The organism is Streptomyces sp. NPDC048338, assembly GCF_043201055.1.
In the GTDB taxonomy this organism is placed as follows: Bacteria; Actinomycetota; Actinomycetes; order Streptomycetales; family Streptomycetaceae; genus Streptomyces.
This window is the reverse complement of sequence record NZ_JBICYQ010000001.1, coordinates 848,288-862,236: the sequence shown is the minus strand read 5'-3', so window position 1 is coordinate 862,236 and position 13,949 is coordinate 848,288. Positions and strand designations below refer to the sequence as shown.

Annotated in this window: 12 protein-coding genes and 2 tRNA genes; 10 read left to right on the top strand and 4 right to left on the bottom strand. The window is 72.4% G+C overall.

Features of this window, described 5'->3' with window-relative positions; all coding sequences use genetic code 11:
- Positions 1-11: 11 nt before the first annotated feature.
- From rsfS to ACGFZF_RS03945, 3 genes are all read left to right on the top strand, one after another.
- Entirely contained in the window at positions 12-449 is a 438-nt protein-coding gene (gene rsfS, locus ACGFZF_RS03955) for a ribosome silencing factor (RefSeq protein WP_147977985.1), read from the top strand.
- A complete protein-coding gene (locus ACGFZF_RS03950) occupies positions 446-1,099 on the top strand; it encodes a histidine phosphatase family protein (protein ID WP_393551013.1) in 654 nt (217 codons plus the stop codon). The genes rsfS and ACGFZF_RS03950 overlap by 4 nt, the downstream gene beginning before the upstream one ends.
- Positions 1,100-1,183: 84 nt before the next feature.
- A tRNA-Ala gene (locus tag ACGFZF_RS03945) sits at positions 1,184-1,256 on the top strand.
- Positions 1,257-1,259: 3 nt separating this feature from the next.
- Here ACGFZF_RS03945 and ACGFZF_RS03940 read toward each other — a convergent pair.
- Positions 1,260-2,186 (bottom strand): helix-turn-helix transcriptional regulator, encoded by a 927-nt coding sequence (locus tag ACGFZF_RS03940; protein WP_393550910.1) that lies wholly within the window; start codon positions 2,184-2,186, stop codon positions 1,260-1,262.
- Positions 2,187-2,288: 102 nt separating this feature from the next.
- Between ACGFZF_RS03940 and ACGFZF_RS03935 the strand changes: the two genes are divergently transcribed.
- From ACGFZF_RS03935 to ACGFZF_RS03925, 3 genes are all read left to right on the top strand, one after another.
- Complete coding sequence (locus tag ACGFZF_RS03935) at positions 2,289-3,728, top strand: MFS transporter (RefSeq protein WP_393550909.1); 1,440 nt, start codon at positions 2,289-2,291, stop codon at positions 3,726-3,728.
- Positions 3,729-3,800: 72 nt separating this feature from the next.
- The gene (locus tag ACGFZF_RS03930) at positions 3,801-3,992 is read left to right on the top strand and encodes a hypothetical protein (RefSeq protein WP_393550908.1); all 192 of its coding nucleotides are present in this window, start codon (positions 3,801-3,803) and stop codon (positions 3,990-3,992) included.
- A gap of 3 nt (positions 3,993-3,995) precedes the next feature.
- Entirely contained in the window at positions 3,996-4,229 is a 234-nt protein-coding gene (locus tag ACGFZF_RS03925) for a hypothetical protein (RefSeq protein ID WP_147977981.1), read from the top strand.
- Here ACGFZF_RS03925 and ACGFZF_RS03920 read toward each other — a convergent pair.
- Positions 4,208-5,434, bottom strand: a complete 1,227-nt coding sequence (locus ACGFZF_RS03920) for a glycosyltransferase 87 family protein (RefSeq protein WP_393550907.1) — start codon at positions 5,432-5,434, stop codon at positions 4,208-4,210. The two genes, ACGFZF_RS03925 and ACGFZF_RS03920, sit on opposite strands and share 22 nt — an antisense overlap.
- A gap of 203 nt (positions 5,435-5,637) precedes the next feature.
- Between ACGFZF_RS03920 and ACGFZF_RS03915 the strand changes: the two genes are divergently transcribed.
- Positions 5,638-5,710 (top strand) — tRNA-Ala (locus ACGFZF_RS03915).
- Positions 5,711-5,774: 64 nt separating this feature from the next.
- Here ACGFZF_RS03915 and ACGFZF_RS03910 read toward each other — a convergent pair.
- Positions 5,775-7,352: an NADH-ubiquinone oxidoreductase-F iron-sulfur binding region domain-containing protein gene (locus ACGFZF_RS03910; protein ID WP_356598715.1), complete on the bottom strand. Its 1,578-nt coding sequence runs from the start codon at positions 7,350-7,352 to the stop codon at positions 5,775-5,777.
- Positions 7,349-8,518 carry a hypothetical protein gene (locus ACGFZF_RS03905; RefSeq protein ID WP_393550906.1) on the bottom strand — a complete coding sequence of 390 codons (1,170 nt, stop codon included), beginning with the start codon at positions 8,516-8,518 and terminating at the stop codon, positions 7,349-7,351. Before ACGFZF_RS03905 ends, ACGFZF_RS03910 begins: the two co-directional genes overlap by 4 nt.
- 381 nt (positions 8,519-8,899) lie before the next feature.
- Between ACGFZF_RS03905 and leuS the strand changes: the two genes are divergently transcribed.
- The 3 genes from leuS to ACGFZF_RS03890 all read left to right on the top strand — a co-directional run bounded on the left by leuS (position 8,900) and on the right by ACGFZF_RS03890 (position 13,714).
- Positions 8,900-11,764 (top strand): leucine--tRNA ligase, encoded by a 2,865-nt coding sequence (gene leuS, locus ACGFZF_RS03900; protein ID WP_393550905.1) that lies wholly within the window; start codon positions 8,900-8,902, stop codon positions 11,762-11,764.
- A 126-nt stretch (positions 11,765-11,890) separates the two neighbouring features.
- Positions 11,891-12,667, top strand: coding sequence for a hypothetical protein (locus ACGFZF_RS03895; RefSeq protein ID WP_393550904.1), 777 nt, complete (start codon positions 11,891-11,893; stop codon positions 12,665-12,667).
- Positions 12,668-12,868: 201 nt separating this feature from the next.
- Positions 12,869-13,714, top strand: coding sequence for a DegV family protein (locus tag ACGFZF_RS03890; protein ID WP_393550903.1), 846 nt, complete (start codon positions 12,869-12,871; stop codon positions 13,712-13,714).
- Positions 13,715-13,949 lie beyond the last annotated feature (235 nt).

Genomic DNA, 13,949 nt, shown 5'->3' with positions numbered 1-13,949 from the left:
AAAGCCTGCTTGTGACCGCTACGGATCGCTCCATCGAGCTCGTCAACGCCGCCGCCCAGGCGGCGGCCGACCGGCTCGCGCACGACATCATCGCGTACGACGTCAGTGATGTGCTGTCGATCACCGACGCCTTCCTGCTCGCCTCCGCGCCCAACGACCGCCAGGTCAAGTCGATCGTCGACGAGATCGAGGAGCGCCTGAACAAGGAGCTCGGCGCCAAGCCGGTGCGCCGCGAGGGCGACCGCGACGCCCGCTGGATCCTCCTGGACTACGTCGACATCGTCGTCCACGTCCAGCACAGCGAGGAGCGCGTCTTCTACGCCCTGGAGCGGCTCTGGAAGGACTGCCCCGAGCTCCCGCTGCCCGAGGACGCCCTGAAGACCCGCGGCAAGGCCGAGGAGCACGCCCGCCTCACCGGTGCCGACGGAGCGGACGGTGAGCTGAGCTGAACGGCACCAAGGGCGGCACGGGCCGCCGGATCGTCCTGTGGCGGCACGGCCAGACCTCCTGGAACCTGGAGCGCCGCTTCCAGGGCTCCACGGACATCGAGCTGACCGAGACCGGCGTGGCCCAGGCCCGCAGGTCCGCCCGGCTGCTGGCCTCGCTGAAGCCGGACGCGATCATCGCCTCGGACCTGCAGCGCGCGGCGGCCACCGCGGCGGAGCTCGCCTCCCTCACCGGCCACACCGTCGCGTACGACTCCGCCCTGCGCGAGACGTACGCGGGGGAGTGGCAGGGGCTGACCCACGACGAGATCGTGACGCGCCACGGGGAGCAGTACGCCGCCTGGAAGCGTGGTGAGCCCGTGCGCCGGGGCGGCGGGGAGCTGGAGACCGAGGTCGCCGACCGCGCCGCTCCGGTGGTCCTGGAGCACGCGGACAAGCTGCCGGAGGGCGGCACGCTCGTCGTGGTGAGCCACGGCGGCACGATCCGCACCACCATCGGCCGGCTGCTGGGCCTGGAGGCCCATCACTGGGAGGGTCTGGGCGGCCTCACCAACTGCTGCTGGTCCGTCCTCGGCGAGGGTGCCCGTGGCTGGCGGCTCCTGGAGCACAACGCCGGCACGCTGCCGGAACCGGTGCTCGGCGACGACGACTGAGCCCCGGCCGCCCCGGATTTCACTTTCCGGCAGGTCACAGGCTAGAGTTCTTCTTGTTCGCAGCGCGGAGCGCGAAGAACACGAGGGGCTATAGCTCAGTTGGTAGAGCGCCTGCATGGCATGCAGGAGGTCAGGAGTTCAATTCTCCTTAGCTCCACAGTCACCGAATCCCGTCCCCACCAGGGGGCGGGATTCGTCGTTTCCCCACGTCCCCGGCCGTTCCCTCCTTCGCGGCCCGCAGGATCTCGATCGCGTGGCGGCTCTCCTCGTCGTTCGGGGTGTACGTGACGATGCGGCACTCCGGCATCCCGTTGATCGACAGGGAGACCGACGTCATCCTGACCTCGCCCACGAGGTCGTGGCGGAAGGTCTTCACCCGGGTCCCGGGCGGGACGACATCGCCGCTGCGCCAGAGCCGGGCGAAGTCCGGACTGGCCTCCGAGAGCAGCCGGACGAACGTCTCCCAGGCCGGCTCGCCGACGTGGCGGCCGTAGGCCCCGCGCATCTGGGCCACCATCACGGGGAGTTCGACGCGTTTGTCGACCACCGGGCAGGACGGCTCGGGGATGGTGAAGAGCGTCCACAGCACGTTGCGGACGCCGAGGGGGTTGCCCAGCGGGTCGCGGCCGTCCGGCAGGAACAGCGCGTCGTACGTGGAGTTGGTCGCCAGCACGTCGTACCGGCTGTTGTAGACGACCGCGGGGTGCGGGACCAGGGCGTCGAGGATGCCCTGGATCTCGGGGCTGACGACCTCGACGTCCTCGGGGGAGCGGTCGGGGGCGTACGGCACCTCGGCCAGGTGGTAGAGGTGCTCGCGCTCGGGCCGGTCCAGCCGGAGCGTACGGGCCACGGCGTCGAGCACCTGCGCCGAGGCGTTGATCGGGCGGCCCTGCTCCAACCAGGTGTACCAGGTGACGCCGACGCCGGAGAGCTGGGCGACCTCCTCACGGCGCAGGCCGGGCGTGCGGCGGCGGAGTCCCGGCGGCATGCCGACGTCCTCGGGGGTCACCCGGGCTCTGCGGCTGCGCAGGAAAGCCGCGAGTTCAGGCCTGCGGTGATGCCGTGCCGGTGCTGTCAAAGTCGTCACACCCCCATGGTCGAGTCCCCGTGCCGCCGCTGCCAGGTGCTGTCAGTACCAGCATCAGCGGGCTCTCGTTACCCGTATCGCGGTGCCTTCAGGCTTCTCGGCATGACGACGACCACGACACGTCCCGTACTCAGTAAAGACGGTGGCACCGACAAACGACCCGGGCTGCTGCTCGGTGTGGTGCTCGCCGCCCAGTTCATGGCCCTGCTCGACGTCTTCATCGTCAACGTCGCCGCGCCCACGATCCGCGGCGAACTCTCCGCCTCCGGGGCCGGACTCCAGCTCGTCATCGCCGGATACACCATCTCCTACGCGGTGTTGCTCATCACCGGGGCACGTCTCGGCGCCCTGCTCGGTCACCGCAGGACGTACCTCGGCGGACTCGCCCTCTTCACCGCGGCCTCGCTCGCCTGCGGACTGGCCGCGGGCACCGGCCAGTTGATCGGCTTCCGGCTCGTCCAGGGCGCGGCGGCGGCCCTGATGATCCCGCAGGTGCTCAGCCTCATCCAGCGGAACTTCACCGGCGAGGGCCGGGTGCGCGCCCTCGGTGCCTACGCCGCGGTCCTGGCGACCGGCGCCGCGGCCGGGCAGGTGCTCGGCGGCATCCTGGTCAGCGCCGACCTCTTCGGCACGAGCTGGCGGCCGGTCTTCCTGGTCAACGTGCCCATCGGGCTGGTGCTGCTGGTCCTGGGCGCCCGGGTGCTGCCCCGCGACTCCCACGCCGCCGCCGGGCACCCGCCCGCCCGCTCCCTCGACCTGCCCGGGCTGCTCCTGCTCGCCGCCGCCGTGACGCTGCTCACGGTCCCGCTGGTCCTCGGTCAGGAGCAGGACTGGCCGCTGTGGTCCTGGCTCTCCCTCGGAGCCTCCGGGGCCGTCCTCGCGGTCTTCCTCGGCCACGAGTCGAGGCTGGCCCGGCGCGGCGGCGCCCCGCTCGTCGCCCCGCGCGTCCTCCGCCTGCCCGGCATGGGCCGGGCAGCCGTCCGGATCGCCGCGGCGATGGCGGTCAACGCCGGGTTCCTCTTCACTCTCACCCTGCACCTCCAGGGCGGCCTGGGACACAGCGCGCTGCGCGCCGGCCTCACCTTCGCGCCGGCCGCCGTGGTCTTCGGCGCGGTCGGGCTCACCTGGCGGCGCTGGCCGGCCCGGGGGCAGCGATTCCTGGTCACCGGCGGCTTCCTGCTCGCCGCGGCCGCCGCGCTGGGCCTGGGGGCCTCCCTCGGCGGCGGTGCCGAGGGAGGCTGGGGGCTCCACCTCTCCCTGGGCGCCATGGGCGCCGGGCTCGCGCTGGCGTTCAGCCCGGCCCTGACCGGGGCCCTGGCAGCCGTGGCCCCGGAGGACGCGGCCGACGCCAGCGGTCTGCTCGCCACCGTGACCCAGCTCGGGCAGTTGATCGGCGTGGCGACCTTCGGCACGCTCTTCCTCGGGCGCGCGCATACGCCGGGGGCGCATGCCTCCGCCGACGCGCTCTGGGTGTGCGCCCTCGCGCTGGCCGCGGCTTCGATCTTGGGCGCGTCGACGGCCCTGGTCCGCCGAGCCCGCTGACCCCCTTGCGGGGCCATGGCAGAATCGGGACGGCCGGAGGGGGACGAGGGTCCGGACGGGAGGGAGTGTGCGTTGGCCGCGAGCGGTGCCGAGGATTCCGAGGCCCATGCCGTCGCAGATCCCGTCGAGGACCGTACCGGGGCCGAAGGTGCGCAGGCCCTGCTCGGCTGTCCCGCCTGCGGGTCGGCCCGGATCGCCCACATGCTCGGCGACAACGGCGGAACGTCCTTCGTGTGCACGTCCTGCGGCCACAGCTGGAGCTGAGTGATGGGTGCACACAGGCGGAAGTGCGACTGGTGCGGCAGCGGTACGCCCATCGTCCGGGACATGGACCCGATCAACACCGAGTACCAGTACTGGTGCGAGGAGTGCGCACGGGCGCTGATCATAAAAGGCGACCCGATCGAGACCTACCGCGAGCTGGAGGGCGAGCCGATCTACGGCCGGCTCCTGGAGGAGCACTGCACCCTCAAGCGCTTCTACTCGTTCGCCACGGCCTGACGCCACCGCGCCAGGCCGTAGCCCGCGAGGAGCGCCGTCATGGTCAGCGGGTAGACCCCCGACAGCAGCATCTGGCCGGCGGTCTGGTCGAGTTCGGGGCGACCGGGGTCGTGCGGCACCCACCACAGCGCGAACGACGCGAACACCAACGCCACCGCGGGCACCGTCCACCCGGGCCGTATCAGCGCCCGCCGGTCCACCAGCAGGATCAGCAGCGGGACGCACCACACCCAGTGGTGGGACCAGGAGATGGGGCTGATCATCAGGGCGGTGACCGCGCAGACCACCACGGCCAGCGCCGTGTCCCCGCGCAGCGCCGCCCGGACCGCGAGCGTCATCGCCACCGTGCCCAGGACCGCCGCGGTCGCCGCCCACCACATGCCGGGATCGTCGGTGTGCATCAGCCGGGCGAGAACCCCGCGCAGCGACTGGTTCGCGGTCTCCTCGGCGAAACCGACGCGGCCGGTCTCCAAGAGCGTCTCGGTCCAGAACCGCTTCGCGTCGTGCGGCAGGGCCAGCGCGCTGGCCAGCGTGATCCCGAGGAAGACGCCGGTCGCCGTGACCCCCGTGCGGAGCCACTGGTTCCAGCCGCGCTCGCCGCGCCACCGCAGGAAGCCGGCGATGAGCAGGAGGACCACGAAGAGACCCGGTGTGAGCTTCACCGCAGTGGCGAGCCCGATCCCGAGCCCGGCCCAGCGGCTGCCCTCACGCCGGGTGAAGTCCCACAGCACGGCGACCGCGATGAGCAGGTTGATCTGCCCGTACCGCAGCGTCGTCCACACCGGCTCCGACCAGACCACGACCGCGGCCACCAGGAACGTCGCCCGCCACAGGGCCGTCCGCGACAGGGACGGCCGGACCAGTCGCAGCGAGAGCTGGACCAGCGCGACCACCAGCAGGAGGTTCCCCGCGGTCGTCAGGGTCCGCATCAGCGGGACGCCGACCAGCGTCAACGGGACGAACAGCAGGCCGGCGAAGGGCGGATAGGTCATGGCGAGGTTCGCCGAGGTGGCGCGCATCGCGTAGAGGTCGCCGCCCGCCCGGACCGTCTCCCCCTCGGCCCGGTAGACCATCACGTCGAGCATGTTCACGTGGGCCAGGCGCTGGGCCACCCAGAAGGCGGCGAAGGAGAACAGGCACACCGCCGCGGCGGTGGCGAGGGGCCACTGACGGGCACGGGTTCGGGTGAGGACGGACGCGGTCACAGAGGGGGACCCTACCCGCCGCCCCCCGGGTCCCGTCCGGGCGATCCTCCCGGGCCCGCGGCCCCCGCCAGCGCCGCCCGACGCGGCCCGACGGACCGGACACCCCGAGGGCCCCGGGAAACGATTTGTAGTTCCCCCGGGAGGCCGGTTAATGTTCTGTCTGTCGCCGCGGGGGAAACCCGGAACGGGGCGGCGGACAGCAAGGGGCTATAGCTCAGTTGGTAGAGCGCCTGCATGGCATGCAGGAGGTCAGGAGTTCAATTCTCCTTAGCTCCACAGTGAAGAAGAAGCGGGTCATCCGAATCGGATGACCCGCTTCTTCGTGTTCCGGGCCGGCGGCTCAGCCCTTGCCGCTCCCCAGCGCCTTGCGGCCGGTGCCCGGCGGCAGGGCGGGGCGCTCGGCCGGGGCCGCCTCCACGCGCAGCGCGAGCGCCGGGCAGCGGCGTACGGCCCGCTGGGCGCGGCCGCGCAGGTGCATCGGCACCGACGCGTCGGCGAGCGCCGGGTAGCCGTCCGGGCCCAGTCTGATCAGCTCCGGCACGATGTCCGCGCACAGCCCGTGGCCCTGGCACAGCGTCCAGTCGACGGCGAGCTTCTCACCGCTCGGAATCGACTCCTCCGCGTCCTGGTAGCCGGGCGCCGGCAGGGGCAGCACCCCGATCGTCGGCCGGCCGCAGCCGCCGTCGAGGACGTGCGCGGCCAGATCGTCGGTGAACGCCGAGAGCGTCGAGTTGAAGAAGCGGGCCGAGCCGTCCGGGTGCTTGCACGCTCCGCGGCCCTTCACCGCCTGCGTGACCTCCCGCAGGGCCTCCAGCGCGGCCGGGCCGCCGCCGTTCAGTAGGTCCGACAGGCCGCCGGCCGCGGCGGGCAGGCCCAGGCGGCAGGGCCCGCACTGGCCGGCCGTCTCCGCCGCCAGCCAGTTGGCGACGCGCAGGGACTCGCCGAGCGGGCAGGTCTCCGGGCCGATGGGCAGGATCGCACCGGCCCCCAGCGCGCCGCCGACGGCCGACAGCGACGCACGCGAGACGGTGGCGTTGTGAACGGCGACCGAGTCGATCCAGTTGCCGTGGTAGCCGCCGGTGAGGACGCCCTGGGGGAGCGGCGGGGCGCCGGCCAGCTGCAGCACGTAGCGCAGCGGGACACCCGTCGGGACCTCGACCACCATCGGACGCGCGACCGCCCCGGAGATCGTCAGCATGACCGTGCCGGGCTCGCTGTCGAGCCCGCTGTGGCCGTAGCGGCGCGGGCCGATCCGCGCGGCGATGGCCAGCTGCGCGAACGTCTCGGCGTTCGACAGCAGCGTCGGCGCGCCTCCGACGCCCGACTCCGCGGCCCGCTCCCGGCGCCCCGCCGGCAGGGCCGGGCCGCCGGACGCCGCCCGGATGACCGACGAGGCCTCGCCGGAGACCATCCGCTCGGGGGTGCGGACGACCCGCGCGCGCAGCGCCTGGCCGCGCCGGTCGGAGAGGCCGCGCTCCGCCAGGGCGGAGCGGATGGAGATCTCCGTGGAGTTGCGGGTGACGGCGACGATCAGCGTCCGGGCGCCCAGCGCCTCGGCCGCCAGCAGCGCCCCGTCCAGGATCAGGTGCGGGGCCCGGTTGAGCAGCACCGTGTCCTTGCGGCAGGCGGGCTCGCCCTCACTGCCGTTGACCACCACCACGGGGCGTACCCCGCGGCGGATCGCCGCCTTGCCGACGGCCCTCAGCTTGCGCCCGAACGGAAAGGCGGCGCCCCCGCGCCCGGTCAGGGATATGTCGTCGGCGAGCTGCGCGAGTTGGTCGCCGCCCATCGGCTCCAGCGGCCCGTGCACCTTCAGGTGCATGTCGAGTCCCAGCCGCTCGACCAGGTCGAAGCCCTGGGTGAGCTGTGGCAGACCGACCACGCGGACCTCGGGGACATCGGGGAGCGGGACGTTCACGGGCGGTCTCCTGCGGGTGCGTTCCAGGGTTCACCCGCCGGAGGCGGGCTGGAGTACGTCGGCATCGGCGGCGACGGAGCGGGCCAGTAGCCGGGGCGGGGCGTGGGATCGGGGATGACGGGGAGCTCCTCGGTCATGGGTATGCGCTCGGCGTACGGGACGCCGAGGTCGGTCGGGTACGAGGCGGTGTCCGGCGCCGGGGTGGTGGCCCGCGACACTGCGCGGTACGCGGCCGAGAAGCCGGCACCGGCAGGGGGGACCGGGGCAGCCGGGGCCACCGGCGGCGCGGAAACCGCCTCGTACAACTGCGGTACGGGAGGAGAGACGGCTGTGTTCAAAAACGGCTGAGAAACAGGTCGATCCAGCCACTCGGCGGACAGCGTGGGCGGCTCCTCGCGCGGGCTCTGCTCCCGTTCCGGCCGGACGGGAGGGCCGCTGGGGGCCTCGGACACGCGCGGGCGGCCCTCCACCGACGCGAGGAGGCCGGCGAGGCGCTCGACCAGCGCACGCTGGGTCGGGGCGGGCAGCAGGCGCAGCGAGACGGCCGCGCCGACGGAGGCCAGGGCCAGGCAGTACATGGTGACGACCCAGGTGGCCGCCGGCCTGCCCGTGTACAGGCCGTGCATCAGGGCGAAGCACCAGGCCGGGTACGCCAGCATGTGCAGGGGCCGCCAGCGGGCGGCGAAACGCCCGCGGCCCGCCAGGGTGCTGCGCAGCGCGCCGGTGGCGGCGGCGATCACCATCAGCAGCCCGGCGAGCGAACCGAGGCCGATGAGACCGCCGGTCCCGGCGACGCCGAGACCGAAGGGGACGAAAGCGCCGATCGCCTCCACGTGACCGAGCGAGACCTTCACGGTGGCGTGCAGCAGCAGGAAGCCGAGCGAGGCGGTGGCCGTCGCGCGGTGGATGCCCTGGGCCAGCAACCGGTGGCGGGTGGAGAGCAGCAGCCGGTCGGTGGCGGTCAGGCCCCAGGCCACCGACGCGGTCAGGGAGACCAGCGACAGGACGCCGGTGGTGAAGTCGAGCGCGGCCCGGAAGCTGTCGCTGCCACCGACGGCGAGCAGCGGCAGGACGACCAGCGCCGCGACAGACAGCCCGCCCTGCACCGGCCGGCTCATGCCGGGGCGCTGGGCGGGCGACGAACGGATCTTGCGATGAGGGTTCATGGGGGCGACTCCGAATGGTGCGGATAAGCGGTCCCGTTGCCGCATGCTAAGTCGCTGCATACCGACCGGTAGATGGTTTGCAGCGTTTACAGGGCGTGCGAACGGCAACTGACTCTGGGGTTGCCCCGGATAAGGGCGATACGCGGAGTAACCCGGGCGGCCCGGGCGGCCCGGTCACGGTGTGGAACGTCGGTGCGGCCTGCGCGGGCCCTGCGGTACCCTGACGCCATGCGTGCCGTACGCCTTCTGCTTAGCGAGCCGCGCTGATCAGTCCCGACGGATGAGAGTTCCGGTCGGAATCGGCGCGGCGTCCCCTCCTGTGCGAGGGGATTTTTCATTTCGTGGCAGTGGGCAGAGACGATCGATGGAGCTTCAAGGATCATGAGCGAGATGAATTCGGCTGCCGAGACGGCGGCCCCGCATCGTTATACGGCGGCGATGGCCGCCGACATCGAGGCACGCTGGCAGGACTTCTGGGACGCCGAGGGAACCTACGAGGCGCCGAACCCCACCGGTGACCTGGCGGGCGACCCCGAGATCGCCGCCCGGCCCAAGAAGTTCATCATGGACATGTTCCCGTACCCCTCGGGTGCGGGCCTGCACGTCGGCCACCCGCTGGGCTACATCGCCACCGACGTCTACGCCCGCCACGCGCGCATGTCCGGGCACAACGTCCTGCACACCCTGGGCTTCGACGCCTTCGGCCTGCCCGCCGAGCAGTACGCCGTGCAGACGGGCACGCACCCGCGCGTCTCCACCGAGGCCAACATGGAGAACATGAAGGTCCAGCTGCGCCGGCTGGGCCTGGGCCACGACAAGCGCCGGTCGTTCGCCACGATCGACCCGGAGTACTACAAGTGGACGCAGTGGATCTTCCTGCAGATCTTCAACTCCTGGTACGACGACGAGGCCCGGAAGGCCCGTCCGATCGCCGAGCTGGTCGAGCAGTTCGAGAACGGCACCCGTGAGGTCTCCGGCACGCGCGCGTGGAGCGAGCTGACCGCCGCCGAGCGCGCCGACGTGCTGAGCGAGTACCGCCTGGCCTACGCCTCCGACGCGCCCGTGAACTGGTGCCCCGGACTGGGCACGGTGCTGGCCAACGAGGAGGTCACCGCCGACGGCCGCTCCGAGCGCGGCAACTTCCCCGTCTTCAAGTCCAAGCTGCGCCAGTGGAACATGCGGATCACCGCCTACGCGGACCGCCTGCTGGACGACCTGGACGCGCTGGACTGGCCCGAGGCCATCAAGCTGCAGCAGCGCAACTGGATCGGCCGCTCCGAGGGCGCCCGCGTCGACTTCCAGGTCGGCGACACCGGCGCGATCACCGTCTTCACCACCCGCCAGGACACCCTGTTCGGCGCCACCTACATGGTCCTGGCGCCGGAGCACGACCTGGTCGAGAAGATCGTCCCGGCCGTGTGGCCCGAGGGCACCCACGACGTGTGGACCGGCGGTCACGCCACCCCGGCCGAGGCCGTCGACGCGTACCGCAAGCAGGCCGCCTCCAAGTCCGACGTCGAGCGCCAGGCCGAGGCCAAGGACAAGACCGGCGTCTTCACCGGCGCGTACGCGACCAACCCGGTCAGCGGCGAGCAGGTCCCCGTCTTCATCGCCGACTACGTCCTGATGGGCTACGGCACCGGCGCGATCATGGCCGTCCCGGCCCACGACTCCCGTGACTTCGCCTTCGCGCGCGCCTTCGAACTGCCGATGCGCTGCGTCGTGGAGCCCGACGACGACCGCGGCACCGACCCGGCGACCTGGGACGACGCCTTCTCCTCCTACGAGGCGAAGCTGGTCGACTCCTCGAACGAGGACGTGGCGCTGGACGGACTGGGCGTGGTCGACGCCAAGGCGCGGATCACCGCCTGGCTGGCCGACCGCGGCATCGGCGAGGGAACCGTCAACTTCCGCCTGCGCGACTGGCTGTTCAGCCGCCAGCGCTACTGGGGCGAGCCCTTCCCGATCGTCTACGACGAGGACGGCGTGGCGCACTCGCTGCCCGAGTCGATGCTGCCGCTGGAGCTGCCGGAGGTCGAGGACTACTCGCCGCGCACCTTCGACCCGGACGACGCCGACACCCAGCCGGAGACCCCGCTGTCCCGCAACGAGGACTGGGTCAACGTCACCCTGGACCTGGGCGACGGCCCCCGGAAGTACCGCCGCGAGACCAACACCATGCCCAACTGGGCCGGCTCCTGCTGGTACGAGCTGCGCTACCTGGACCCGAACAACTCCGAGAAGCTGGTCGACCCGGCCGTCGAGCAGTACTGGATGGGGCCGCGCGAGGGCATGCCCACCGGTGGCGTCGACCTGTACGTCGGCGGCGCCGAGCACGCGGTGCTGCACCTGCTGTACGCGCGCTTCTGGTCCAAGATGCTGTTCGACCTGGGCCACATCTCCTCGGCGGAGCCGTTCCACAAGCTGTACAACCAGGGCATGATCCAGGCCTTCGTCTACCGGGACGCGCGCGGCATCGCCGTGCCGGCGACCGAGGTCGAGGAGCGCGACGGCGCCTTCTTCCACGAGGGCGAGAAGGTCAGCCGCGTCCTGGGCAAGATGGGCAAGTCCCTGAAGAACGCCGTCACGCCGGACGAGATCTGCGCCGAGTACGGCGCCGACACCCTGCGCCTGTACGAGATGGCGATGGGCCCGCTGGACGTCTCCCGTCCCTGGGACACGCGCGCGGTGGTCGGCCAGTACCGCCTGCTGCAGCGCCTGTGGCGCAACATCGTCGACGAGTCGACCGGCGAGGTCACGGTCGTCGACACCGCGCCCGACGAGGACACCCTGCGCGCGCTGCACAAGGCGATCGACGGGGTCGGGCAGGACATGGCGGCCATGCGCTTCAACACCGCCATCGCCAAGATCACCGAGCTGAACAACCACCTGACGAAGTCGGGCGGCGCGCTCTCCCGGCCGGTCGCCGAGCAGCTGGTGCTGCTGGTCGCCCCGCTGGCCCCGCACATCGCCGAGGAGCTGTGGCGCAAGCTGGGCCACACCGGCTCGGTCGTCCACCGGGACTTCCCGGTCGCGGACCCGGCCTACGTCGTGGACGAGACCGTGACCTGCGTCGTGCAGATCAAGGGCAAGGTCAAGGCCCGCCTGGAGGTCTCCCCGTCCATCACCGACGCGGAGCTGGAGGCGCTGGCGCTGGCCGACGCGCACGTGGTCGCCGCCCTGGGCGGTGCGGAGATCCGCAAGGTGATCGTCCGCGCGCCGAAGCTGGTCAACATCGTCGCCTGATCGCGGTACCGGGGTTTTCCCCTACGGGCAGGTTGGGGGTTCCGATGGAACCCCCGGCCTGCCCTTTCCGTTTACGGTGGAGGAAGCGACAACCGAGGGAAACCGACGGACGCCGGAGGGGCGCACATGGAAGCCGCGATTGTGATCATGGCGCTGCTCTTCTTCGCCTTCGTGGCGCTGGGGGTGTACGCGACCGTCAAGGTGGCCAAGGCGGCCAAGCGCGGCGTCGACCGCACACTCACCCAGGCCAAGCGCACGGTCGAGGACACCACGCTGCGCGCCAAGAGCTACGGGCAGGGCGGGGTCGCGGGCGAGCTGGCCCAACTGCGGCTCTCCCTGCGTACGTCGATGCGCGCCACGCAGGACGCGCTCCAGGCGGCCGCGCCCGAGGACGCCTCCCTCCAGGAGTCCCTGCTCCTGTTCCAGCGGCTCAGCGGCCACGGACGGGAGCTGGACGAGGACCTGAAGCGGCTGGAGCGGGAGCCGGACCGGGCCAGGGTGGCCGGCGCGCTCGGTGAACTGCGCGAGCGCACGGAGCGGATCACGCACTCCGCCGAGTCGCTGCGCTGGGCCGCCCGGGACCGGGCGCGGAAGTTCGCGGAGGACGACCTGTCCTCGCTCAGCGCCCAGATCGACGTGGAGGCGGGCGCACTGCGCCACTGGTCGGCCGTCGACGACACCCCGGGCTCGCAGCAGGCGGACTTCTCCTGGCCCGAGGCGGACCCTGCCGCGGGAGCCGGGCACGAGCAGGTGTGGCCGGCGGACGGGGCGGCGCAGGACGCGGGCGGGTCGCCGGATCGTCCCACCCAGGAGCAGCAGCAGCCGCAGGCGATCACGGCACGCGACCCGAGGGTCACGAGCTTCCCGTGGGAGAAGACTCGCCGGCCGGAGACCACCAACTGACACCGGGTGGCGCGGTGTCGACGTCGTCCGAGGCAGACGGGGCGAGCGGTCGCACGGCGCGCCCGCACCGCGGGGGCGGGGTGCGTCGGGCCCGTCGGCCGTGGTGCGCGTGGGCGTGGAGTGTCCGGCGGGGCGACGCGGACGGTCCGTGGACGGGGCCCGGGCTGCCGTCGACCCGCCGCTGCGGGTAACCTCCCGCTCATGTCCCGGCATGTCGCGATCGTCACCGATTCCACGGCCTACCTGCCACCCCAGACGATGGAGCGGCACGCCATCACAGCGGTACCGCTGACCGTCGTCGTCGACGACCAGGCCCTTGAGGAAGGGACCGAGATCTCGGCCCGTTCACTGGCACAGGCGCTGCAGAAGCGCCGGCCGGTGACCACCTCCCGGCCGAGCCCCGAGGTGTTCGCGGCGACCTATCGCGCGGCGGCCGAGGCCGGCGCGAAGGGCGTCGTCTCGCTCCACCTGTCCGCGGAGTTCTCCGGGACGTACGACGCCGCCGTGCTGGCGGCCAAGGACGCGCCCGTGCCCGTGCGGGTCGTGGACACGCGCATGGTGGGGATGGCGCTCGGCTTCTGCGCGCTCGCCGCGGCCGAGGTCGTCGACGCCGGCGGGTCGCTCGACGAGGCGGTGGCCGCGGCGGAGAAGCGCGCCGCCGGGACCTCCGCCTTCTTCTACGTCGACACGCTGGACTACCTCCGCCGCGGGGGACGCATCGGAGCCGCGCAGGCGCTGCTCGGCTCGGCGCTGGCGGTCAAGCCGCTGCTGGAACTGGACGGCGGCCGGATCGAACTCCGCGAGAAGGTGCGGACCGCGTCGAAGGCCATCGCCCGCCTGGAGGAGATCGCCGTGGAGCGCGCGGCTTCCGGACCGGTGGACGTCGCCGTGCACCATCTCTCCGCGCCCGAGCGGGCCGCGGTGCTGGCCGACCGGCTGCGGGAGCGCCTGCCCGGCATGAAGGAGCTGCAGGTCAGCGAGGTGGGCGCGGTGATCGGGGCGCACACGGGGCCGGGGTTGCTCGCCGTCGTCGTCTCGCCCCGCTGAACGAGGTGGGGTCCGGGCCGGCGGGAGACTCTGCGGTGGCGGGCAGCGGCCCCCGGGGTGACGGGCGGCGGGGGGCGGGTGGCGGGTGACGGCACCTGGTGTGTGAGGGCCTGGGGTCGGGCTTCGGGGCTGGGCCGGGCGCCGGGTGGCGCCGTCTGTCCCTCGTGTGAGTGAGGGAATTTTCCACAACCCGGCATTCATCCACGGATATCGAGGCATCTCGGCACGATCCCGG